Origin of the sequence: Mycobacterium sp. MYCO198283 (assembly GCF_021213805.1) — a bacterium.
Taxonomy (GTDB): domain Bacteria; phylum Actinomycetota; class Actinomycetes; order Mycobacteriales; family Mycobacteriaceae; genus Mycobacterium.
Genome location: NZ_JAJQJI010000013.1, coordinates 14,194 through 36,590, shown reverse-complemented (window position 1 = coordinate 36,590; position 22,397 = coordinate 14,194). Strand labels below are relative to the sequence as shown.

The following is a 22,397-nucleotide window of genomic DNA, read 5'->3' as shown; positions in this document are numbered from 1 at the left end:
GAACCCGGAAGCTAAGCCTGCCAGCGCCGATGATACTGCCCACCCGGGCGGAAAAGTAGGACACCGCCGAACACACACCAGCAGAAATGCCCCCGCACACCACGGGGGCATTTCTCATTTCTGCACTTGCTCATCGGAATAGCGTGGGCACCGCCGGCGCATTCGCTCGTTCGAGCCCGAGCAGCAGGCGCTTACGCTCCACGCCGCCGCCGTAACCGGTCAGGCTGCCGTTGGCGCCGATCACCCGGTGGCACGGCACGATGACGCTGACCGGGTTGCGGCCGTTGGCCAGGCCGACGGCGCGCGAGGCGCCCGGTGCGCCGAGTAAGGCGGCGATCTGGCCGTAGGAACGCGTCTCGCCGTAGGGGATGTCGCGCAATGCGGTCCAGACGCGGCGCTGAAACGGCGTGCCGGCCAGCTCCAGCTCGACGTCGAATGCGGTGCGTTCGCCGGCGAAGTACTGCGCGAGCTGATCCACCGCGTCGGAGAACGCGCGATCGTCGCGACGCCAGCCCGCGCGGCTCGGTTCGTGGCTCTGCTCGGTCATGCGTAGGTGCATCAACCCGCGGCCGCTGCCGGCGAGCGTGAGCGGCCCGATGGGGCTATCGACGGTGCGGTAGTAGACGACGGGCATGCTGTCTCCTTCGGTGGCCAGTCATTGACGGAATGGTCGAGTGCCGCCCAGAGCTGTTGAGCGGCGTAGGCGCGCCACGGTCGCCAGCGGGCGCTGTGTTCGCTGAGTGCGCGGACGTCGTCGGGCAGGCCGAACGCGCGCGCCGACAGCCGGATCCCGAGGTCGGACGCCGGGAACGCGTCGGGGTCGCCGAGGCCGCGCATGGCGACCATCTCGACGGTCCACGGCCCGACGCCCGGTAGTTCTCCGAGCTGCCCGCGTGCGCGGTTCCAGTCGACGCCGGGTCCGAGGTCCACGCGCCCGTCGGCGAGCGCGCCGATGAGCGCGATCAGGGTCCGGCGCCGCGCGTGCGGCATCGCCAGCTCAGCCGGGTCCAGTGCGGCCAGCTCGTCGACCGTGGGGAAGGCGTGGCTCAGGCCGCCGACCGGCGCCGCCAGCGGTCGGCCGTAGCGGTGCACCAGCCGCGCGGTGTGGGTGCGCGCCGCCTTCATCGACACCTGCTGGCCCAGGACCGTCCGGATGGCGAGCTCGTGCTCGTCGACGGTGCGGGGGATGCGTTGGCCCGGTGCGGCGGCCACCGCGCTACGCAGCGTCGGGTCGGCGGCCAGCGCGTCGGTCACCGCCGTCGGATCGGCGTCGAGGTCCAGCAGCCGACGGCAGCGGGCGATGGCGGCCGCGAGGTCGCGGAAGTCGTCGAGCTGCAGCTCGCAGCGCACGTGGTCGGTCGCCGGTGTCAGCGCGACGACGCCGACGCCGTGCGGCAGCCGCAGCGTGCGGCGGTAGGCGCCGTCGCGCACCTCCTCGCAGCCGGGGACCGCGGCGGCACCCAGATGGCCGAACAGGCCCCGGTACGCGAACGGGGTGCGCACGGGCAGCCGCAGGCTCAGCACCCCCGCCGCCGGGCCCGTCGCAGCCGCGCTCCGGGTACGCGCCGCGTACCGCAGAGCGGTGGGGGAGGCTGCGCACGCGTCGCGCACGGAGTCGTTGAACTGCCGGATGCTCGCGAAGCCGGATGCGAAGGCCACCTCGCTGAACGGCAGATCGGTGGTTTCGATGAGGATGCGGGCGGTCTGGACGCGCTGCGCCCGCGCGAGCGCGAGCGGTCCGGCGCCGACCTCGGCCCTGAGCAGCCGTTCCAGCTGGCGGGTCGTGTATCCGAGGGCCGCCGCCAGCCCCGTCACGCCGTCGCGGTCGACGACGCCGTCGCCGATGAGGCGCATCGCGCGGGCCACCACGTCGCCGCGGACGTTCCACTGCGGCGATCCGGGCGACGCGTCGGGGCGGCAGCGTTTGCACGCGCGGAAGCCGGCGTGCTGGGCGGCTGCCGCGCTCGGGTAGAAGCGGACGTTCCGGGCGTGCGGCGTCCGGGCCGGGCAACTGGGCCGGCAGTAGATGCCGGTGGAGGTGACCGCCGTGACGAACCAACCGTCGAAGCGGGCGTCGCGGGATTGCAGCGCCTTATAGCAGCGGTCGAAGTCGTCGTGCACACTTCGACTCTGGCACGCCGCCGGCGTCGTCACCGGCGGAAAACAGACACGGCTATTGCGGCACGTCCGTCGGGCAGGCCAGCCGCGTCGCCCGGTCGCGTCCCCGCAGCGTCACTTCCTCGCCGAACGCCCAGCATTGCCGTTCCCGCTCCTGCGCGGCCTCGACGGCGGTGGCCGAGGCCAGCAGCCGCGTCGGGTAGTTCTTCGCCAGCTCACTGAGCCGTGCCGCCTCGTTGACCGGGTCCCCGATGACCGTGTACTCGAACCGCTCGCGGGCGCCGACGTTGCCGGCCACGACCTCCCCGGCCGATACGCCGATGCCGGCCGGACACTCGGGCACCTCGTCGCGCAGTCGTCTGGCGATGCAGCGGGCCGCGGCGAGCGCCTCGTCCTCCGGGTGGTCGAGGGCCACCGGAGCGCCGAAGATCGCCAGCGTCGCATCGCCCTCGAACTTGTTGAGCAGGCCGTGGTGGCGGTCCACCTCGTCGACGATGACGCCGAAGAACCGGTTGAGCAGGTCCACCACCTCGATGGGCGGCCGGTTGGCGACGATCCGCGTCGAGCCGATGACGTCGACGAACAGCACGGCCACGTGCCGCTCCTCGCCGCCCAGCTCGATCTGCTGCTTCTCGGCCGCAGCCGCCACCTCGCGCCCGACGTGGCGGCCGAACAGGTCACGCACCCGCTCGCGCTCGCGGAGCCCGTGCACCATCGCGTTGAACCCGCGCTGCAACTGCCCGAGCTCGGTGCCGTCGAACACCACGAGGTTGGTGTCGAGGTCGCCATTCTCGACGCGGGTGAGCGCCGCGCGCACGACGCGGATCGGTGTCGCGGTGAGCCAGGACAGAATCCACATGAGGATCGCGCCGAACACCAGCGCGAAGATCGCGAGGATGCCGATCGCGACGGCGAACTGCGTCGGGGTGACATTGCGCAGCGTCAGGAAGATGATCGCCGCGAGCAGGATGCCCAGCACCGGCACGCCCGAACCCAGCGCCCAGACCAGCATGATGCGGCCGAGCAGCCCGGGTGCGAGCCGCCGTGGCGGCGGCCCCACCTCCAGCGCTTGCGCGGCCACCGGGCGCAGCGCGAACTCGGTCAGCAGGTAGCAGCTGGCGCACACCACGATGCCGCTGAAGCTGATGCCGAGCAGCGCCTTGGGGACGTACCCGGTGCTGATCGAGCCGTACATCGCGGTGATCAGCACCGCGCCGACCGCCCAGAGGACCAGCACCACGCGGGTGAGCCGCCACGGCGCGAAGAACGTGTTGCGCTGGTCGGCCAGCGTCGGCGTGCGCTCCTCGATGGCCCACCGCACGTTGCGGATCACGCGGCGGGTGGCCCAGAAGACGCCGACCACCAGCGCCGCCCCGATGTAGATCGGGTTGAAGACGAAGGTGACCCAGCGGGCCTCCGGGGTGAAGACGCTGGGGGTCGGGAACGCGACCATGATGACCAGGCAGGCGACCGCGACGCCGACCAGGTTCGCGACGACGATGAACAGCGTCAGGATGACCTGGATCCGGATGCGTCGGCGCCGCTGGCTCTCCTCGACGCGGCCGAGCAGCCACGAGCCGTACTCCGGCGTGTCGAGTCTGCCGCTCTGCCGGGTGAGCGCCTCCAGGACGTGGCCGAGCCGCTGCGCCACTGTTTTACCGGCGTTCATGGTGGGCTCAGCCTAGGCGCTCGTTGCCTAAGGTGGTCGGGTGCGTCTCGTGATCGCCCAGTGCACCGTCGACTACATCGGCCGGCTCACCGCGCATCTGCCGTCCGCGCGCCGGCTGCTGCTCATCAAGGCCGACGGTTCGGTGAGCGTGCACGCCGACGACCGCGCCTACAAGCCGCTGAACTGGATGAGCCCGCCGTGTCGGCTGACCGAGCACAACGACGGCCCGCAACCGGTGTGGGTGGTCGAGAACCGGGCGGGCGAGCAGCTTCGCATCACGATCGAGGCGGTCGAACACGACTCATCGCACGAGCTGGGCGTCGACCCCGGCCTGGTGAAGGACGGCGTGGAGGCGCACCTGCAGGAGCTGCTCGCCGAACACGTCGAACTGCTCGGCGCCGGCTACACACTGGTGCGCCGGGAGTACATGACGGCCATCGGCCCGGTCGACCTGCTCTGCCGCGACGAGCACGGCCGCACGGTCGCGGTGGAGATCAAGCGGCGCGGCGAGATCGACGGTGTCGAGCAGCTCACCCGCTACCTGGAGTTGCTGAACCGCGACAGCCTGATCGCGCCGGTCGCCGGGGTGTTCGCCGCCCAGCAGATCAAACCGCAGGCCCGCACGCTCGCCACCGACCGCGGCATCCGCTGCGTGACGTTGGACTACGACCGGATGCGGGGCATGGACAGCGACGAATTCCGGCTGTTCTGATGGGTCGGCGCCGCCGGCCGCCGCGACGGGCAGGGGCGCCGCCGCCACTGCCGGCGGCTCGCCGGATCGAGGTCGGGCCCGACGGCGACGACTACGAGGTGCGTGCGGTGGCGGGAAGCCGGGCGACCAAGACCTACCGCTGCCCCGGGTGCGACCACGAGATTCGCCCGGGCGTCGCGCACCTGGTGGCCTGGCCCGCCGACCGTGCGCCCGACGACCGGCGCCACTGGCACACGCCGTGTTGGGCGAACCGCGAAACCCGGCGGCCCACCCGGAGGTGGTCCTAGCTCAGTGTCCCTCGGCCGGCTCGGTCAGCTCGATGAGCACGCCGCCGGCGTCCTTGGGGTGGATGAAGTTGATCTTCGCGCCCGCGGTGCCCCGCCGCGGCGCGTCGTAGAGCAGCCGGACGCCCTGCTCCCGAAGCCGCTCGGTGAGCGCCTCGAGGTCGCTGACGCGATAGGCGAACTGCTGCAGCCCCGGGCCGCGCTTGTCGAGGAACTTCGCGATGGTAGACGACTCGTCGAGCGGGGCCATCAGCTGGACCTGGGCGCTGCCGACCGGCGCGCCCCGCACCGACAGCATGGCCTCGCGGATGCCCTGATCCTCGTTGACCTCCTCGTGGAGGACGATCATCCCGAGGTGGTCGTGATACCACTTGATGGCGGCGTCGAGATCCGGGACCGCGATACCGACGTGGTCGACTGCGGTCACCAGCGCGGTGGCCAGCGCGGGACGGGCGTCAATCTGCTCGGCAGTCATAGCGGAAAGGTAACCTAACCATCAGTCGCTCCGACATCTGAGTCGGCAGGATTGCCCCGTCGGAGCCGGTTCAAACACACCTGGAGGCACTCATGACCACGTCGGTGATCGTTGCTGGCGCCCGCACCCCGATCGGCAAACTGTCGGGCTCGCTGAAGGACTTCAAGGGCAGTGACCTGGGGGCGGTGGCCATCGCCGGCGCCCTGCAGCGCGCCGGGGTGCCCGCCTCGGCGGTCGAGTACGTGATCATGGGCCAGGTGCTCACGGCGGGTGCCGGGCAGCTGCCGGCCCGCCAGGCGGCGGTGGCCGCGGGCATCGGTTGGGACGTCCCGACGCTGACGATCAACAAGATGTGCCTGTCCGGGATCAACGCCATCGCGCTGGCGGACCAGCTGATCCGGGCGGGCGAATTCGACGTCGTCGTCGCCGGCGGCCAGGAGTCCATGACGCAGGCGCCGCACCTGCTGCCGGGAAGCCGCGCCGGCTACAAGTACGGCGACGTCACCGTCGTCGATCACCTGGCCTACGACGGCCTGCACGACGTGTTCACCGACCAGCCGATGGGTGCGCTGACCGAGCAGCGCAACGAGGTCGACCAGTTCACCCGGCGCGAGCAGGACGAGTACGCCGCCCAGTCCCACCAGCGGGCCGCCGCGGCGTGGAAGGACGGGGTCTTCGACGACGAGGTCGTGCCCGTGAAGATCCCGCAGCGCAAAGGCGACCCGATCGAGTTCAGCGAGGACGAGGGCATCCGCGCCAACACCACCGCCGACTCACTGGCCGGCCTGAAGCCCGCATTCCGCTCCGACGGCACCATCACCGCCGGTTCGGCGTCGCAGATCTCCGACGGCGCCGCCGCCGTGGTGGTCATGAGCAGGACGAAAGCCGAGGAGCTGGGGCTGGACTGGCTGGTCGAGATCGGCGCGCACGGCGTGGTGGCCGGTCCGGACTCCACGCTGCAGAGCCAGCCCGCGAACGCGATCAAGAAGGCGGTGGCCCGCGAGGGCATCGGTGTCGACGCCCTCGACGTCATCGAGATCAACGAGGCGTTCGCGGCCGTCGCGCTGGCCTCGACCCGCGAGCTGGGCGTCGACCCGGCGAAGGTGAACGTAAACGGCGGTGCTATCGCCATCGGTCATCCGATCGGCATGTCGGGTGCGCGGATCGCCCTGCACGCGGCGCTGGAGCTCAAGCGCCGGCGCGGCGACGGCGACGGCCGGGGGCCGGCCTATGCGGTCGCGGCGCTGTGCGGCGCCGGCGGCCAGGGCGACGCGCTGATCCTGCGGGCGCGCTGAGCCGTCGACCGGTCGACGACGCAGCGTAGTAGCTGGGCCGTCGTCGGGGCACAATGACGCCATGACGAGTTCTCTCGACGTCCGCTCCGCCGCCGGGCGCTTCCGGCTGGTGGCGCTGCTGGAGGCAGGCAGCTGGGCCGGCCTGCTGATCGGCATGTACTTCAAGTACGCCGGTGAGCCGCGCACCGAAGTGGGCGTGAAGATCTTCGGTCCGGTGCACGGCGCGCTGTTCCTGGCGTTCGTGCTGACGGCGGCGGCGGTGGGGACGGCGTGCCGGTGGACCGTGTCGACGTGGTTGCTGGCGTTGCTGGCCAGCATCGCCCCGCTGTGCAGTGTGATCTTCCTCATATGGGCCGATCGGAGCGGCCGACTGGCGTCCGCAGCCGGCTCGGGGGCGGCGCAACCGCGCGGCGACGTGCCAAACTTGACGTCGTGACACGTCCCCGTCCCTCCATCGCGCCCGCCATGGCGGGCGCCGTCGACCTCTCCGCCCTCAAGCAGCGCGCCACGCAGCCGGACGCCGCCGACGCGGCGCCCGCGGCCGGTGTCGAGGTGACCGAGGCGAATCTCGAAGCCGAGGTGATCGCGCGCTCGAACGCGGTGCCCGTCGTCGTGGTGCTGTGGACGCCCCGCAGCAACGCCTCGACCCAGCTGGTCGAGTTGTTCGGCGCGCTGGCGGCGCAGTCGGGCAACCGGTGGGCGCTCGCGACCGTGAACGTCGACACCACCCCGCGGGTGGCGCAGGTGTTCGGTGTGCAGGCGGTGCCCACGGTCGTGGCGCTGGCGGGCGGACAGCCGATCTCGAACTTCGAGGGCATGCAGCCGCCGGAGCAGCTGCGCCGATGGGTCGACTCGCTGGTGCAGGCGGTGGCGGGGAAGCTGACCGGCGCCGGCGGCGAGGAGGCCGAACCGGTCGACCCGGCGTTGCAGCAGGCCCGCGACCACCTCGATGCCGGCGACTTCGATGCCGCCCGCGCCACCTACCTGGCGATCCTCGAGGCCGACCCGCAGCACGCCGAGGCCAAGGGCGCCATCCGGCAGCTGGACTTCCTGGGCCGCGCCACGGCGCACCGGCCGGATGCGGTCGCCGTGGCGGACGCCGCGCCGGCCGATGTCGACGCCGCGCTCGCCGCCGCTGACGTGGAGATCCTGCAGCAGCAGCCCGAGGCGGCGTTCGCCCGGCTGATCGCGCAGGTGCGCCGCACCGCCGGCGACGAGCGGGCCCGGGTGCGGTCGCGGCTCATCGAGCTGTTCGACCTGTTCGACCCGGCCGATCCCGCGGTGTTGGCCGCGCGCCGCAACCTCGCCAACGCGCTGTACTGAGCCGCTGACGGCCCCGGCGGCCACGCATTCGGCGGTATCCTGGAAGCCTGACGCGGACCGTTCGGGGGCGGCCTGTCGGCCGACGCCGGCCTCGCTGGGCGTGTGATCCGCGGCAGACCGCCATCCACCGTTCGTCCGGCCTCGCGCCGGGCGTGCCCGTCCCTTCGCGGGCCGAAGCGACACCGGAGGAGACACGCATGAAGGCGCTCATCACATTCGCGGTCAGCGCGGTCGCGGCGAGCGGCATCGCGATCGCAGGCGCCGCCCCCGCCAGCGCGGGTTGCCAGGGCGGCTGGACCCCGTGGGGCGGCGGCACGACCTGCGACGGTCCGATCGCGTCCGACGGCACGTTTCAGCGCTGCGTCACCGCCGGGGCCATGGGCTTCGGCGGCACCAACTGCCAGCTGCTGAACATCAACGACATGGCCGGCCAGCCGGTCCCGTACGTCGGTCCCTGAGCTACTCCGGCTCGAACCTACTCCGGCTCGAACCACAGCGCCGAGAGCGGCGGCAGCGTCAGGCACGCGGATGCGGGCCGGCCGTGCCACGGCTCGTCGGTGGCTTCGACCGCGCCGTAGTTGCCGATGCCGCTGCCGTGGTAGTCGGTGGCGTCGGTGTTGAGCACCTCGCGCCACCGCCCGGCGAACGGCAGGCCGAGCCGGTACTGCGGATGCTCGGCGCCGGAGAAGTTGAACACGCACGCCAGCACCGAGCCGTCGCTGCCGTAGCGCAGGAAGCTCAGCACGTTGTTGGCCGAGTCGTTGGCGTCGATCCAGGAGTAGCCGTCGGGCACGGTGTCCTGCGACCACAACGCCGGGCGGCTCCGGTACAGCGCGTTGAGGTCGCGGGTCAGCCGCAGCACACCGGTCGAAAAGCTCTGTTCGTCGAGCTGGTACCAGTCGAGGCCGCGCTCCTCGGACCATTCGGCGCGCTGCCCGAACTCCTGGCCCATGAACAGCAACTGCTTGCCGGGATGCGCCCACTGGTAGGCCAGCAGGCTGCGCAGCCCCGCGGCCTTGCGGTGGTCGTCGCCGGGCATCCGGCCCCACAGCGTGCCCTTGCCGTGCACCACCTCGTCGTGGCTGATGGGCAGCACGTAGTTCTCGCTGAACGCATACAGCATCGAGAACGTGATCTCGCCGTGGTGGAAGGAGCGGTGGATCGGGTCGCGCCCGAGGTAGTCGAGCGTGTCGTGCATCCAGCCCATGTTCCACTTCATCGAGAACCCGAGGCCGCCGAGGTTGGTGGGCCGCGTCACGCCGGGCCACGACGTGGACTCCTCGGCGATGGTGACGATGCCGGGCGCCGCCTTGTGCACCGTGGCGTTCATCTCCTGCAGGAACTGCACCGCCTCCAGGTTCTCTCGGCCGCCGTAGATGTTCGGGGTCCAGCCGCCCGCGGGCCGCGAGTAGTCTAGGTAGAGCATCGACGCGACGGCGTCGACCCGCAGCCCGTCGACGTGGTACTCCTGCAGCCAGTACAGCGCGTTGGCCACCAGGAAGTTGCGCACCTCGGCGCGGCCGAAGTCGAACACGTAGGTGCCCCAGTCGAGTTGCTCGCCGCGCCGCGGGTCGGCGTGTTCGTAGAGCGGCGTGCCGTCGAACCGGCCGAGCGCCCACGCGTCCTTCGGGAAGTGCGCGGGCACCCAGTCCACGATGACGCCGATGCCGGCCTGGTGCAGGGCGTCGACGAGGTAGCGGAACTCGTCGGGCGAGCCGAACCGCGCGGACGGCGCGTAGTACGAGGTGACCTGGTATCCCCAGGAGCCGCCGAACGGGTGCTCGGCCACCGGCAGCATCTCGACGTGGGTGAAGCCCTGCTCGACGACGTAGGCCGTGAGCTGCTCGGCCAGCTCGACGTAGCTCAGGCCGGGCCGCCACGACCCGAGGTGCACCTCGTAGGTGCTCATCGGCTCGAAGACCGGGTTGCGCCGGGCGCGCTCGGCCATCCACGCGTCGTCGTTCCACGTGTAGGTGCTGCGGGTGACGCGGGAGGCCGTCAGCGGCGGCACCTCGGTGGCGAACGCCATCGGATCGGCGCGATCGACGACCGAGCCGTCGGCGCCGTGCACCCGGAACTTGTAGAGCCCGTCGGACGGGAAGTCCGGCCAGAACAGCTCCCACACGCCGGTCGAGCCGAGTACGCGCAGCGGCGCGGCCGTGGCGTCCCAGTGGTTGAAGTCACCGATCAGGGTGACGCCCTTGGCATTCGGCGCCCACACCGCAAAGGACACGCCCTCGACCACCCCGTCGGGTGTGGTGAACGACCGGTGGTGCGCGCCCAGCACCTCCCAGAGCCGTTCGTGGCGCCCCTCGGCGAACAGGTGCAGGTCCACCTCGCCGAGCGTCGGCAGGAACCGGTAGCCGTCGGCGACGACGAGGGTGTCGCGGTGTTCGCCGTCGCCGGGATAGCTGATCTCCAGCCGGTAGTCGATCAGGTCGGTGAAGGGCAGCGCCACCGCGAACAGCCCGGAGTCGATGTGGGAGAACGGATATCGCTTGTCGCCGACGAGCGCCACCACCTCCAGCGCGTGCGGGCGGTAGGCGCGGATGACGGTGTGGTCGCCGTACTCGTGGGCGCCCAGCACCGAGTGGGGGTCGTGGTGTTGGCCGGCGATCAGCCGGGCCAGGTCGTCGGGATCGGGCGCCAGGTGGCGGCTGACGATTTCGGTTCCGGTCATTCCGCTGGTACTCCTCTCATTCCCGGCGCAGCAGCGCGGCGCGGGACTCGCTTGGAATCTGCGGCATGTTCACGATGTGCGCGACGGCGCGGGCCGGGTCGAGGCGGATGTAGTTCGCCTGACCCCACTGGTACTCCTCGCCGGTGATCTCGTCGCGCACCCAGAAGCGGTCGTAGGGCTCCATGCCCAGCGCACCCATGTCGAGCCACAGCGTCGACTCCTCGGGCCCGAAGGGGTTCAGCGTCACCACCACCAGCACGCAGTCGCCGCTGGCCGGATCGAACTTGCTGTAGGCCAGCAGCGCATCGTTGTCGATGTGGTGGAAATGGATGGTCCGCTGCTGGCGCAGCGCCGGGTGCAGGCGGCGAATCTGGTTGAGCCGGGCCAGGAACGGCTCCAGCGACTCGCCGCGGGCCAGCGCGGCCTCGAAGTCGCGCGGCCGCAGCTCGTACTTCTCCGAGTCGAGGTACTCCTCGCTGCCCTCGCGCACCGCGCGGTGCTCGAAGAGCTCGTAGCCGGAGTAGACGCCCCAGTTCGGGCTCATCGTCGACGCCAGCACCGCCCGGATGGCGAACATGCCGGGACCGCCGTGCTGCAGGCTCTCGTGCAGAATGTCCGGGGTGTTGACGAAGAGGTTGAACCGCGTGCTGTCGGCGTAGCGGGCGATCTCCTGGCCGAACTCCTGCAGCTCCCACTTCGCGGTGCGCCAGGTGAAGTACGAATACGACTGCGTGAAGCCGAGTTTGGCCAACCCGTGCAGGCGCGCGGGCCGGGTGAACGCCTCGGACAGGAACAGCACGTCCGGGTCGATCGACTTCACCTTGCCGATGAGCCACGCCCAGAAGTCCGGCGGCTTGGTGTGGGGGTTGTCGACGCGGAAGATCTTGACGCCGTGATCCATCCACACCTTCACCACCCGCAGCACCTCCTCGTAGAGGCCGGCGGGGTCGTTGTCGAAGTTGAGCGGATAGATGTCCTGGTACTTCTTCGGCGGGTTCTCCGCATAGGCGATGGTGCCGTCGGGCAGTTCGGTGAACCAATTGCGGTGCTCCCGCGCCCACGGATGGTCCGGCGCGCACTGCAGCGCCAGGTCGAGCGCCACTTCCAGCCCGAGGTTGCGCGCGGCCGCGACGAACGCGTCGAAGTCGTCGAACGTGCCGAGGTCGGGGTGGATGGCGTCGTGCCCGCCCTCGTCGCTGCCGATGGCCCACGGTGAGCCGACGTCGCCCGGCGCGGCGGTGACGGTGTTGTTGCGGCCCTTGCGGTGCACCTTGCCGATGGGGTGGATCGGCGGCAGATAGACGACGTCGAATCCCATCTCGGCGATCCGCGGCAGCGCCGCCTCCGACGTCTTGAACGTGCCGTGCACCGGGTTGCCGGCCTCGTCCCATCCGCCGGTCGAGCGCGGGAAGAACTCGTACCAGGCGCTGCAGCCGGCCAGCGGCCGGTCGACCCAGATGCCGTACTGCTCGCCGCGGGTGACCAACTCGCGCAGCGGATACTGCGCCAACAGCGCGTCGATCTTTGGTGTGAGCGCCGCGCCGGCGCGCTGGAACGGGTCGCCGGGTGTGCGCAGCGCCGTGGCCGCCTCGATCAGCGGATAGCGGTCCTGGCGAGGGACGCCGCCGGCAGCGCGCTCGTGGAGCTTCGCGCCGACCAACAGATCGTTGGAGAGCTCCGTTTCGCCCTGGCCGGCCTCCAGCTTGGCGAGGATCGCCTTGCGCCAGGTGGCGATCGGATCGCTCCAGCCGTCCACCCGAAACGTCCACAGCCCCACCCGATCCGGGCTGAACTGCCCGTGGAACACGTCGGGCGTGCGGCCCTGCACCATCGGGAGGTGCTGTGGCCGCACCCGCTGTTGCGGCGGCGTCACGACCTGCTCGATGGGTACCGGCGGGGGGGCCTCGGCGAGCTGCTCCGGACCGGCGGTGAGCTGCGGATACTGCGGTCCGTGGTAGCGCACGACCAAGGTCGCGGCCACCGCGTCATGGCCTTCCCGCCACACCGTGGCGCAGATCGGCACGATCTCACCGACGGTCGCCTTGGCGGGATACCTGCCGTGGGAAATGACGGGCTGGACGTCATCGATCGCGATGCGGCCGGGCACTCATCTGCTCCGTTCCTACCGCGGCCGCGCGGGGCCGCCGCGGTGTTCGTCTCGAGAGCGCGGGCAGCGCTGCTGCCGCGGCATGGGCGTGGTCTGCTCGTCGTCGAACTGTCGTACGTCGCCCTATACCCACCGTAGTGTCCGGCCCAATCAGGCGGCGACCGAGGAGCCGGCCGCCGGGCGGCGGATGTCCGTGGCGCGCTGCACGAATCCGCACCGTCAGTAAGGTATGGATGCGTGAAAGCACTGCGTCGATTCACCGTCCGTGCTCACCTCCCCGCCCGGCTGGCGGCGCTGGAACACCTCTCGGTCAACCTGCGGTGGTCGTGGCACACACCCACGCAGGACCTGTTCGCCGCCATCGACCCGCGGCTGTGGGCGCAGCTGGGTCAGGACCCGGTTGCGCTGCTGGGCGCGGTGCGGCCGGGCCGGCTCGACGAGCTCGCCGCCGACGAGGGCTTCACGACGCGCCTGGACGCGCTGGCGGCCGACCTCGACGACTACCTGAGCCGGCCGCGCTGGTATCAGGAGCGCCAGGCCGCCGGCGACGACCTGCCGGCTTCCATCGCCTACTTCTCGATGGAGTTCGGCGTCTCGGAGGTGCTGCCCAACTACTCCGGCGGGCTCGGCATCCTCGCCGGCGACCACCTGAAGTCGGCATCCGACCTGGGCGTGCCGCTCGTCGGCGTCGGGCTGTACTACCGGTCCGGCTACTTCCGCCAGTCGCTCACCCTCGACGGCTGGCAACACGAGAACTATCCGTCGCTCGACCCGCAGGGCCTGCCGCTGCGGCTGCTCGCCGACGCGTCCGGCGACCCCGTGCTGGTGGCGCTCGGCATCCCCGGCGACGCGCCGCTGCGGGCCCGGGTGTGGATCGCCCAAGTCGGTCGGGTGCCGCTGCTGCTGCTGGACTCCGACATCCCGGAGAACGAGCACGAGCTGCGCGGCGTGACCGACCGGCTCTACGGCGGCGACCAGGACCACCGCATCAAGCAGGAGATCCTGGCGGGCATCGGCGGGGTCCGCGCGGTGCGGGCGTTCTGCGCGCTCGAGGGCATGCCGGCGCCGGAGGTGTTCCACATGAACGAGGGGCACGCCGGCTTCCTCGGGCTCGAGCGCATCCGCGAGCTGATCACCGACGAGGGCCTGGACTTCGACACCGCGCTGACCGTCGTCCGCTCGTCCACCGTCTTCACCACCCACACGCCGGTGCCGGCCGGCATCGACCGCTTCCCGGTCGAGATGGTCGTCCACCACTTCGGGGACCCCGAGCGGCCGCTGCTGCCGGGCGTGCCGCTGGACCGGATCATCGGCTTCGGCGCCGAGGACGACCCGACGAAGTTCAACATGGCGCACATGGGGCTGCGGCTGGCGCAGCGCGCCAACGGGGTGTCGCTGCTGCACGGCACGGTGAGCCGCGGCATGTTCAACGACCTGTGGCCGGGCTTCGATCCCGCCGAGGTCCCGATCGGCTCGATCACCAACGGCGTGCACGCACCCACCTGGGCCGCGCCGCAGTGGATGGACCTGGCGCGGGAGGTGGTCGGCGACGACTACCTGACCGCCTTGAGCGAACCCGAGACGTGGCAGCTGCTGCAGCAGGTCGACGCCGCGAAGCTGTGGCAGATCCGCTGCCAATTGCGGCGGCTGCTCGTCGAGGACGTCCGGCGCCGGTTGCACCGGTCCTGGCTGGAGCGCGGCGCCACCGACGCCGAACTGGGCTGGATCTCCAACGCATTCGACCCCGAGGTGCTGACCGTCGGGTTTGCCCGCCGGGTGCCGACCTACAAGCGGCTGACGCTGATGCTGCGCGATCCGCAGCGGCTGCAGCGGCTGCTGCTGGACCCCGAGCGGCCGGTGCAGCTGGTCGTCGCGGGCAAGTCCCACCCCGCCGACGACGGCGGCAAGGCGCTGATCCAGCAGGTGGTGCGGTGGGCCGACCGGGCGGAGGTGCGTCACCGCATCGCGTTCCTGCCGGATTACGACATGTCGATGGCCCGGCTGCTGTACTGGGGCTGCGACGTGTGGCTCAACAACCCGCTGCGGCCGCTGGAGGCGTGCGGCACGTCCGGCATGAAGAGCGCGCTCAACGGCGGGCTGAACCTGTCGATCCGCGACGGCTGGTGGGACGAGTGGTACGACGGCGAGAACGGCTGGGAGATCCCCACCGCGGGCGGTATCGCCGACGAGTCCCGCCGCGACGACATCGAGGCCGCCGCGCTGTATGACCTGCTGCAGAGCTCCGTCGCGCCGAAGTTCTACGAGCGTGACGGCGACGGCGTGCCGGCGCGGTGGGTGGAGATGGTGCGCCACACGCTGCAGACGCTCGGGCCGAAGGTGCTGGCGTCGCGCATGGTGCGCGACTACACCGAGCGCTACTACGGCCCGGCCGCGCGGTCCTACCGCCGGACCGTGGCGGCCGACGGCGACACCCCGTTCGGCGCCGCCCGCGAGCTGGCCGACTTCCGCCGCCGGGTGGTGGCCGCGTGGCCCCGGGTGACCGTCACCGACGTCGACAGCACCGGGCTGCCCGACACCCCGCTCCTGGGGTCGGAGCTGACGTTGACCGCCAAGGTGGATCTCGGCGGGCTCACGCCGGACGAGGTGGCGGTGCAGGCGGTGGTGGGCCGCGTGGACGCCACCGACGCGCTGGTCGACCCGGTCATCGTGCCGATGCGCCACGCCGGCTCCGACGGCAACGAGATCTTCTCCACCACCACACCGCTGCCGGTCGCCGGCGCCGTCGGCTACACCGTGCGGGTGCTGCCGCACCACCCGCTGCTGGCCGGCGACAACGAGCTGGGTCTGGTCGCGCTGGCGTGAGCGGACTCGTCGACACCGCGCTCGACGGCGGCCCGTACGCCGTGGCGGTGGGCCCCGACGGCGCCGCGTGGGTGACGCTCGTGCACGCCGGCGAGATCGCCCGCGTCACGCGCGACGGCGCCGTCACGCGGTTCCCGGTCGCCGGTGGCAGCAAGCCGTCGCTGATCACCGTCGGCCCGGACGGCGCGCTGTGGTTCACCCGCAGCGGCGACGACCGGATCGGCCGCATCGACGCCGACGGCCGCTGCACGGCATATGCGCTTCCCGACGGCAGTGCGCCGTTCGGTATCGCGGCCGGACCCGACGACGGCGTGTGGTTCACCGCGATGGGCTGGGGGATCGGGCGCCTGGACGCCGACGGCACCCTCACCGACCGCGTCCCGGTGTCCGGGTTGCCGTCGATGATCACCGCAGGTCCCGACGGCGCGCTGTGGTTCACGCTGCACGACGCCAATGCGATCGGCCGGCTGACGCTGTTCGGCGACCTCACGCTGCGCGAACTGCCGACGCCACAGGCCGGCCCGGTCGGCATCGCCGCCACCCACGACGACGCCGTGTGGTTCACCGAGATACGGGCCGGGCAACTCGGCCGCATCCCGCTGGGCGACGCGATCCAGGAGCTGCCGCTGCCGGGGCGGCCGCACGCCGTCGTCGCCGACCCGTCGGGCGGGGTGTGGGTCAGCCTGTGGGCCGCCGACCAGCTGGCACGCGTGAGCGCCGACGGCGAGGTGTCCACCGTCGACCTGCCCGCCGGCAGCGAACCGCACGGCATGGCGATCGACGGCGACGGCGGGCTGTGGGTGGCGCTGGAGGCCGGCCACGTCGTCCGGCTGCCGACGGGCTGACGTCAGCCCGCGGTGAGTCGCCGCAGCGCGCCGCACACCACCTCGCGGTCGGTGGTCAGCCAGAACGGCGGCAGCGTCGACCGCAGGTAGCTGCCGTAGCGGGCGGTCGCCATCCGCGAGTCGAGCACCGCCACCACGCCGCGGTCCTCGGTGCGGCGCAGCAGCCGGCCGGCGCCCTGGGCGAGCCGCAGCGCCGCGTGGCTGGCGGCGACGGCCATGAACCCGTTGCCGCCGCGGGCGGCCACGGCGCGCTGGCGAGCGGTCAGCAGCGGGTCGTCGGGCCGCGGGAACGGGATGCGGTCGATCAGCACCAGCGACAGCGACGGGCCGGGCACGTCGACGCCCTGCCACAGCGACATCGTGCCGAACAGCGAGGTGGCGGGATCCGCGGCGAACCGTTCGACCAGCAGCGCGGTGGTGTCGTCGCCCTGGCAGAGCACCGGCGTGTCGATGCGGTCGCGGATCACCTCGGCGGCGGCCTTGGCGGCGCGCATCGACGAGAACAGCCCGAGCGTGCGCCCGCCCGCCGCGGTGATGAGCTGCTCGATCTCGTCGAGTTGCTCGGCGGAGCCGGTGCCGTCGCGTCCCGGCGGCGGCAGCCGCTTGGCGATGTAGAGGATGCCCGCCGTCGCGTGGTCGAACGGCGAGCCGACGTCGATACCGCGCCACCGCGGCGTCGCGGCGTCCTCGCCGCCGGCCAACCCCCACGCCGTGGCCATCGCGTCGAAGGAGCCGCCGAGCGTCAGCGTGGCCGACGTCAGGACGGTCGTCGCGCGACTGAACAGCCGGGTGCGCAACAGCCCGGACACCACCAGCGGCGCCACCCGCAGCACCGGCCGGACGGCGCCGCTGCGTTCGGTCTCGTGGTCGAGCCAGACGACGTCGAGCCGGTCGGGCGGCTCGGGAACGAACGAGGCGACGATCCGCGAGCACGTCTGCGCGATGTCGTCGAGCGCCACCATCGCCTCGGATCGCGCGGCGGCCGCCGCCGGGTCGGTGGTGCCGGTGCCGATGGCGCGCCGGGCGGCGTCGGCGGCGTCGCGCAGGCCGCCGAGGTAGCTCGCCAGCTCGTCGTCGAGGCGGTCGATGCGGCCGGGTGTCGCGTCGTAGATCGCGGAGCTGAACGTGGTGGCCGAGGCTTCGAGGCGGGCGACGAGCTCCGGTTCGACGAGCCGGCCGAGCCGGCGGACGGCGATGGTGAGCGCGGCGGGGTACAGCTCACCGGTGGCCACCGAGGTCAAGCGGTCGACCAGCTCGTGGGCCTCGTCGACCACCAGCAGGTCGTGTTCGGGGAGCACCGCCGCGTCGCCGATCGCGTCGATCGCCAACAGCGCGTGGTTGGTGACGACGACATCGGCCTGGGCGGCGCGGGCCTTCGCCTTCTCCGCGAAGCATTCGGCGCCGAACGGGCAGCGGGCGACGCCGAGGCATTCACGGGCCGACACGCTCACCTGTCCCCACGCCCGGTCACCCACGCCGGGGGACAGGTCGTCGCGGTCGCCGGTGGCCGTCTCGGCGGACCACTCGGTGAGCCGCTGCACGTCGCGGCCCAGCGAGCTGGCCGCCAGCGGCTCGAACAGCAGCTCCTGCGGCGGCTCCGCGTCCGCCGCCGCGCCGTTGTGGACCTTGTTGAGGCAGAGGTAGTTTCCGCGGCCCTTGAGGATCGCGAACCGCGGCGTGCGCGGCAGCGCGGCGGCCAACGCGTCGGCCAGACGGGGCAGATCGCGGTCGACGAGCTGGCGCTGCAACGCGATGGTGGCGGTGGACACGACGACCGGCGTCGACCGGTCGACCGCCGTGGCGATCGCCGGCACCAGGTAGGCCAGCGACTTGCCGGTGCCGGTGCCGGCCTGCACGGCCAGGTGCTCGCCGATGTCGAAGGAGCGCGCCACGGCCTCGGCCATCTCGACCTGGCCGGGGCGGTGGCTGCCGCCGAGCGCTGTCACGGCGAGCTCCAGCAGTTCGGTCACCGAGGCGGTCGTGATGCCTCCTCGGCCGCGGCGACGAGCCGGGTCGGGATAGCCGGTTCGCCGCGCGAGAGCGCGAGCCCGTCCCACGGCAGGCTGCGCAGCCCCGCCGCCACCCGGGCGCGGGCGGCCGCCAGATCGGTGTCGGCGACCGGTTCGCCGCCGCGCACCAGCGGCACCGTGAGCTCCCGGCCCTCGTCGCCCGGCGGCGTGTCGGCGGGGTGGACGATCTCTTCGACGACGGTGCCGGTGGGCCGGGCCAGGCGGCGGGCCCGCTTGCGGCCGCCGTGGGACTCCTTGCGGCTGCTGCGTTTGCGCACCGGGAGGCCCTCGACCTCCACCAGCTTGTAGACCATGCCCGCGGTCGGGGCGCCGGACCCGGTGACCAGCGAGGTGCCCACGCCGTAGCTGTCCACCGGATCCGAGCGCAGCGCGGCGATCCCGAATTCGTCGAGGTCGCCGGACACCACGATGCGGGTGTGCGGCGCGCCGAGCGCGTCGAGCTGACGGCGCACCTGCCGCGCGAGCACACCGAGCTCACCGGAGTCGATGCGGACCGCGCCGAGTTCCGAGCCCGCCACCGCGATCGCGTTGGCGACGCCGGCGGTGATGTCGTAGGTGTCGACCAGCAGAGTGGTCCCGACGCCGAGCGCGGCGACCTGCGCGGCGAACGCGGCGCGCTCCCAGTCGTCGGGACCGCCGGCCGCGATGGTGTGCAGCAGCGTGAACGCGTGCGCGCTGGTGCCGATCGTCGGAATGCCGTAGCGCTGTTGGGCCGCGAGGTTCGACGTGCCCGCGAACCCCGCGAGGTAGGCGGCGCGCGCCGCCGCCACGGCGGCCTCCTCGTGGGTGCGGCGGGAGCCCATCTCGATCAGCGGCCGGCCGTCGGCGGCGCTGACCATCCGCGCCGCGGCCGCGGCAATCGCGCTGTCGTGGTTGAGGATCGAGAGCACCAGCGTCTCGAGCACCACGCACTCGGCGAAGCTGCCGGTGACCGTCAGCACCGGGGAGTCGGGGAAGTAGAGCTCGCCCTCGGCGTAGCCGTCGACGTCGCCGCCGAAGCGGTAGGCGGCGAGGTAGTCGACGGTGGCGGGGTCGAGCAGGTCGCGCACCAGGGCAAGTGTGTGGTCGCCGAACCGGAAGTCCCGCAACGCCGTCAGGAACCGGCCGGTGCCGGCGACCACGCCGTAGCGGCGGCCGTCGGGCAGCCGCCGGGCGAACACCTCGAACGTGCAGCGGCGGTGGGCGGTGCCGTCGCGCAGCGCGGCGGCGAGCATGGTCAGCTCGTATCTGTCGGTGAACAGGGCCGGCGCCGCGTCGGTCACCGTGCCACGGTATCGGGCAGGTGTCCGGATGCCCGCACGAAATAGGTGTTGTCAGCCACCCTCGGTATCCTCGGGCGCATGGCTGCGCCAGCACGGACCCGACCGGGCACCGGTGTGCAGCGCGACACCGACACGGTCGGCGCCGAGGACCATCCCTGGGTGACCATCGTGTGGGACGACCCGGTCAACCTCATGAATTACGTGACCTACGTCTTCCAGAAACTGTTCGGCTACAGCGAGCCGCAGGCCACGAAGTTGATGCTGCAGGTGCACAACGAGGGAAAGGCCGTGGTGTCCGCGGGCAGCCGTGAATCCATGGAAGTCGACGTCGCGAAGCTGCATGCGGCGGGCCTGTGGGCCACCATGCAGCAGGACCGCTGACGAGTCGGCGGCCCACGAACCGTGCGTAAGTGGAAACGGGTGGAGACCACCGCGGGACCCCGCTTCCGGTCGTCGTTCGCCGAACACGAGGCCGCGCTGCTGCGCAACCTGGTGTCGTCGCTGCTGGAGATGCTGGAGCAGCGCGAGACCACGGCGCCGCGAGACGAATTGGAGCAGATCACCGGCATCCGCACCGGCAACGCACAGCCGCCCGAGGACGCCACCCTCAACCGGCTGCTGCCGGACTTCTACCGGCCGGCGCGCAACCACCCCGCCGGCTCCGCGGCCGCCGAGAGCCTCAACAGCGCGCTGCGCAGCCTGCACGAGCCGACGATCATCGACGCCAAACGGACGGCCGCGCAGCGGCTGCTCGACACGGTGCCTGCCGGCGGCGGCCGCCTCGAGCTCAGCGAGGACGACGCCAACGCCTGGATCGCGGCGGTCAACGACGTCCGGCTGGCGCTGGGCACCATGCTCGGGGTCGGCCCGGGCGGGCCCGAGGAGCTGCCCGAACACCATCCGATGGCCGGGCACCTCGACGTCTACCACTGGTTGACGATGCTGCAGGAGTACCTGGTGCTCGCGCTGATGGGACGGCGCTGACACCGTGGCGTACGGCTCGATCACCGATGTCGCGGGCATCCTCGTCGGTCACCACCATCGGCTCGACCCCGACGTCGCCCTCGGCACCGGCTGGGCCAGCGGCACCACCGTCGTCCTGACGCCGCCCGGCACGGTCGGCGCCGTCGACGGCCGCGGCGGGGCGCCCGGCACCCGCGAGACCGACCTGCTCGACCCGGCGAACTCGGTGCGCCACGTCGACGCCGTGATGCTCACCGGCGGCAGCGCCTTCGGTCTCGCCGCCGCGGACGGCGTGATGACCTATCTGGAGGAGCAGGGCCGCGGCGTCGCACTGGAGGGCGGTGTCGTGCCGATCGTGCCGGCGGCGGTGGTGTTCGACCTGCCGGTCGGCGGCTGGTCGTGCCGGCCCACCGCCGAGTTCGGCTACACCGCGGCAGCAAGCGCCGACACCGAGGTGGCGACGGGCTGCGTGGGCGCCGGGACGGGTGCGCGCGCCGGCGTGCTCAAGGGCGGGGTCGGGACGGCGTCGGTCGCGCTGTCCGCCCGCACGCGAGGAGGACAATCAGCCGCAGGCGTCACGGTCGGCGCGCTGGTGGTGCTCAACTGCGCCGGCGACGTCGTCGACCCGGACACCGGCCTGCCCTGGTCGGCCGACCAGATCGCCGAGTTCGGGCTGCGGCCCCCGCCGGCCGCGGAGCTCGCCGCCTACGCCGAACGCCACGCCGAGCACGGCCCGCTGAACACCACCATTGCGGTCGTGGCGACCGACGCCGCACTCAGCCCGGCGGCCTGCCGGCGGGTCGCGGTGGCCGCCCACGACGGGCTGGCCCGCACCATCCGGCCGTGTCACACCCCGGTCGACGGCGATACGGTGTTCGCGCTGGCGACCGGCGCGGTCGAGGTGCCGCTAGACCCGACGACACCGGCGTCGATGACGCCGGAGGTGCCGGTGACGACGGCCGTGGGAGCCGCCGCCGCGGACTGCCTGGCGCGGGCGGTCCTGGTGGCGCTGCTGGCGGCCGAGCCGGTCGCCGGAATACCGACCTACCGCAGCCTGTTGCCGGGTGTGATGCCAGAGATGGGTTCGTGGAGAGGGTGAGCGCTTGCTGACCATCAGGGCCGACCTGGTCGACGCGATGGTCGCGCACGCCCGCGCCGACCACCCCGACGAAGCGTGCGGCGTCCTCCCCGGACCCGAGGGCTCCGACCGGCCGGAGCGGCACGTCGCGATGGTCAACGCCGAGCGGTCCCCGACGTTCTACCGCTTCGACTCCGGCGAGCAACTGCGGGTGTGGCGCGAGATGGACGATGCCGACGAGGTGCCGGTGGTGATCTACCACAGCCACACCGCCACCGAGGCCTACCCGAGCCGCACCGACATCGCGCTCGCCGCCGAACCCGACGCGCACTATGTGCTGGTGTCCACGCGCGACCCCGAGTGCCACGAGCTGCGCAGTTACCGCATCGTCGACGGCGAGGTCACCGAGGAACCGGTGCGCGTCGTCGACAGCTACGAAACCCCGTAGAGGAAGGGCCCCATGGCAGTCACCGTCTCCATCCCGACGATCTTGCGCAGCCACACCGGCGGCGAGAAGCGCGTCAGCGCCGACGGCGCCACGCTGCGCGCCGTCATCGACGACCTGGAGCACCGCTACGCCGGCATCTCCGGGCGGCTGGTGGACTCCGGCAAATTGCACCGCTTCGTCAACATCTACGTCAACGACGAGGACGTGCGGTTCTCGGGCGGGCTGGACACCGAGATCGCCGACGGCGACTCGGTGACGATCCTGCCCGCCGTGGCCGGGGGCTGA

21 protein-coding genes are annotated in these 22,397 nt (G+C 72.0%); 13 read left to right on the top strand and 8 right to left on the bottom strand.

What is annotated here, in order from left to right; translation table 11 throughout:
- Positions 1–130: 130 nt before the first annotated feature.
- Genes LV457_RS19560 through LV457_RS19550 form a run of 3 tightly spaced genes read right to left on the bottom strand, consistent with a single transcriptional unit; the run spans position 131 to position 3,787 of the window.
- The gene (locus tag LV457_RS19560) at positions 131–634 is read right to left on the bottom strand and encodes a methylated-DNA--[protein]-cysteine S-methyltransferase (protein WP_232173200.1); all 504 of its coding nucleotides are present in this window, start codon (positions 632–634) and stop codon (positions 131–133) included.
- Complete coding sequence (locus tag LV457_RS19555) at positions 559–2,121, bottom strand: DNA-3-methyladenine glycosylase 2 family protein (RefSeq protein WP_308192230.1); 1,563 nt, start codon at positions 2,119–2,121, stop codon at positions 559–561. The genes LV457_RS19560 and LV457_RS19555 overlap by 76 nt, the downstream gene beginning before the upstream one ends.
- A gap of 52 nt (positions 2,122–2,173) precedes the next feature.
- Positions 2,174–3,787, bottom strand: a complete 1,614-nt coding sequence (locus tag LV457_RS19550) for a mononucleotidyl cyclase (protein WP_232173199.1) — start codon at positions 3,785–3,787, stop codon at positions 2,174–2,176.
- A gap of 40 nt (positions 3,788–3,827) precedes the next feature.
- Between LV457_RS19550 and nucS the strand changes: the two genes are divergently transcribed.
- A complete protein-coding gene (gene nucS / locus LV457_RS19545) occupies positions 3,828–4,499 on the top strand; it encodes an endonuclease NucS (RefSeq protein WP_232173198.1) in 672 nt (223 codons plus the stop codon).
- Positions 4,499–4,786 carry a hypothetical protein gene (locus LV457_RS19540; RefSeq protein WP_232173197.1) on the top strand — a complete coding sequence of 96 codons (288 nt, stop codon included), beginning with the start codon at positions 4,499–4,501 and terminating at the stop codon, positions 4,784–4,786. Before nucS ends, LV457_RS19540 begins: the two co-directional genes overlap by 1 nt.
- Before the next feature lies 1 nt (position 4,787).
- On the opposite strand, the gene mce is transcribed toward LV457_RS19540, so the two are convergent.
- On the bottom strand, positions 4,788–5,258 hold the full coding sequence (gene mce / locus LV457_RS19535) for a methylmalonyl-CoA epimerase (protein ID WP_232173196.1): 471 nt from the start codon (positions 5,256–5,258) through the stop codon (positions 4,788–4,790).
- 92 nt (positions 5,259–5,350) lie between these two features.
- Between mce and LV457_RS19530 the strand changes: the two genes are divergently transcribed.
- From LV457_RS19530 to LV457_RS19515, 4 genes are all read left to right on the top strand, one after another.
- Positions 5,351–6,553 (top strand): acetyl-CoA C-acetyltransferase, encoded by a 1,203-nt coding sequence (locus LV457_RS19530; RefSeq protein ID WP_232173195.1) that lies wholly within the window; start codon positions 5,351–5,353, stop codon positions 6,551–6,553.
- A gap of 61 nt (positions 6,554–6,614) precedes the next feature.
- Positions 6,615–6,989: a DUF3817 domain-containing protein gene (locus LV457_RS19525; protein WP_232173194.1), complete on the top strand. Its 375-nt coding sequence runs from the start codon at positions 6,615–6,617 to the stop codon at positions 6,987–6,989.
- Positions 6,986–7,876 (top strand): tetratricopeptide repeat protein, encoded by an 891-nt coding sequence (locus LV457_RS19520; RefSeq protein ID WP_232173193.1) that lies wholly within the window; start codon positions 6,986–6,988, stop codon positions 7,874–7,876. The genes LV457_RS19525 and LV457_RS19520 overlap by 4 nt, the downstream gene beginning before the upstream one ends.
- A 197-nt stretch (positions 7,877–8,073) precedes the next feature.
- Complete coding sequence (locus tag LV457_RS19515; RefSeq protein WP_232173192.1) at positions 8,074–8,334, top strand: hypothetical protein; 261 nt, start codon at positions 8,074–8,076, stop codon at positions 8,332–8,334.
- Between the two features lie 17 nt (positions 8,335–8,351).
- On the opposite strand, the gene glgB is transcribed toward LV457_RS19515, so the two are convergent.
- Positions 8,352–10,556 (bottom strand): 1,4-alpha-glucan branching protein GlgB, encoded by a 2,205-nt coding sequence (gene glgB / locus LV457_RS19510; RefSeq protein WP_232173191.1) that lies wholly within the window; start codon positions 10,554–10,556, stop codon positions 8,352–8,354.
- A gap of 16 nt (positions 10,557–10,572) precedes the next feature.
- A complete protein-coding gene (locus LV457_RS19505; RefSeq protein ID WP_232173190.1) occupies positions 10,573–12,663 on the bottom strand; it encodes an alpha-1,4-glucan--maltose-1-phosphate maltosyltransferase in 2,091 nt (696 codons plus the stop codon).
- A gap of 237 nt (positions 12,664–12,900) precedes the next feature.
- Between LV457_RS19505 and glgP the strand changes: the two genes are divergently transcribed.
- The gene (gene glgP / locus LV457_RS19500) at positions 12,901–15,486 is read left to right on the top strand and encodes an alpha-glucan family phosphorylase (RefSeq protein WP_232173189.1); all 2,586 of its coding nucleotides are present in this window, start codon (positions 12,901–12,903) and stop codon (positions 15,484–15,486) included.
- Positions 15,483–16,331, top strand: coding sequence for a virginiamycin B lyase (locus LV457_RS19495; RefSeq protein WP_232173188.1), 849 nt, complete (start codon positions 15,483–15,485; stop codon positions 16,329–16,331). The genes glgP and LV457_RS19495 overlap by 4 nt, the downstream gene beginning before the upstream one ends.
- Positions 16,332–16,333: 2 nt before the next feature.
- Here LV457_RS19495 and LV457_RS19490 read toward each other — a convergent pair whose 3' ends face one another.
- Together LV457_RS19490 and LV457_RS19485 are read right to left on the bottom strand one after the other, a co-directional pair.
- A complete protein-coding gene (locus tag LV457_RS19490; protein WP_232173187.1) occupies positions 16,334–18,301 on the bottom strand; it encodes an ATP-dependent DNA helicase in 1,968 nt (655 codons plus the stop codon).
- On the bottom strand, positions 18,298–19,653 hold the full coding sequence (locus tag LV457_RS19485) for a nicotinate phosphoribosyltransferase (protein WP_374198896.1): 1,356 nt from the start codon (positions 19,651–19,653) through the stop codon (positions 18,298–18,300). The genes LV457_RS19490 and LV457_RS19485 overlap by 4 nt, the downstream gene beginning before the upstream one ends.
- A 48-nt stretch (positions 19,654–19,701) precedes the next feature.
- Here LV457_RS19485 and clpS point away from each other — a divergent pair, with 48 nt between their 5' ends.
- Genes clpS through LV457_RS19460 form a run of 5 tightly spaced genes read left to right on the top strand, consistent with a single transcriptional unit; the run spans position 19,702 to position 22,397 of the window.
- Complete coding sequence (gene clpS / locus LV457_RS19480) at positions 19,702–20,004, top strand: ATP-dependent Clp protease adapter ClpS (RefSeq protein ID WP_232173186.1); 303 nt, start codon at positions 19,702–19,704, stop codon at positions 20,002–20,004.
- Positions 20,005–20,025: 21 nt separating this feature from the next.
- Positions 20,026–20,607 carry a DUF2017 domain-containing protein gene (locus LV457_RS19475; RefSeq protein ID WP_232173185.1) on the top strand — a complete coding sequence of 194 codons (582 nt, stop codon included), beginning with the start codon at positions 20,026–20,028 and terminating at the stop codon, positions 20,605–20,607.
- Between the two features lie 4 nt (positions 20,608–20,611).
- Positions 20,612–21,685 carry a P1 family peptidase gene (locus LV457_RS19470; RefSeq protein ID WP_232173184.1) on the top strand — a complete coding sequence of 358 codons (1,074 nt, stop codon included), beginning with the start codon at positions 20,612–20,614 and terminating at the stop codon, positions 21,683–21,685.
- A gap of 4 nt (positions 21,686–21,689) precedes the next feature.
- Positions 21,690–22,112 (top strand): Mov34/MPN/PAD-1 family protein, encoded by a 423-nt coding sequence (locus tag LV457_RS19465; protein WP_255701784.1) that lies wholly within the window; start codon positions 21,690–21,692, stop codon positions 22,110–22,112.
- Positions 22,113–22,124: 12 nt separating this feature from the next.
- The gene (locus LV457_RS19460; RefSeq protein WP_232173183.1) at positions 22,125–22,397 is read left to right on the top strand and encodes a MoaD/ThiS family protein; all 273 of its coding nucleotides are present in this window, start codon (positions 22,125–22,127) and stop codon (positions 22,395–22,397) included.

Bases quoted from the DNA above. Each gene is read 5' to 3' on its own strand.
- LV457_RS19530 (WP_232173195.1), top strand. From the start codon at position 5,351: ATGACCACGTCGGTGATCGTTGCTGGCGCCCGCACCCCGATCGGCAAA.
- LV457_RS19525 (WP_232173194.1), top strand. From the start codon at position 6,615: ATGACGAGTTCTCTCGACGTCCGCTCCGCCGCCGGGCGCTTCCGGCTG.
- LV457_RS19460 (WP_232173183.1), top strand. From the start codon at position 22,125: ATGGCAGTCACCGTCTCCATCCCGACGATCTTGCGCAGCCACACCGGC.
- LV457_RS19515 (WP_232173192.1), top strand. From the start codon at position 8,074: ATGAAGGCGCTCATCACATTCGCGGTCAGCGCGGTCGCGGCGAGCGGC.
- clpS (WP_232173186.1), top strand. From the start codon at position 19,702: ATGGCTGCGCCAGCACGGACCCGACCGGGCACCGGTGTGCAGCGCGAC.
- glgB (WP_232173191.1), bottom strand. From the start codon at position 10,556: ATGACCGGAACCGAAATCGTCAGCCGCCACCTGGCGCCCGATCCCGAC.
- mce (WP_232173196.1), bottom strand. From the start codon at position 5,258: ATGACTGCCGAGCAGATTGACGCCCGTCCCGCGCTGGCCACCGCGCTG.
- LV457_RS19540 (WP_232173197.1), top strand. From the start codon at position 4,499: ATGGGTCGGCGCCGCCGGCCGCCGCGACGGGCAGGGGCGCCGCCGCCA.
- LV457_RS19560 (WP_232173200.1), bottom strand. From the start codon at position 634: ATGCCCGTCGTCTACTACCGCACCGTCGATAGCCCCATCGGGCCGCTC.
- LV457_RS19550 (WP_232173199.1), bottom strand. From the start codon at position 3,787: ATGAACGCCGGTAAAACAGTGGCGCAGCGGCTCGGCCACGTCCTGGAG.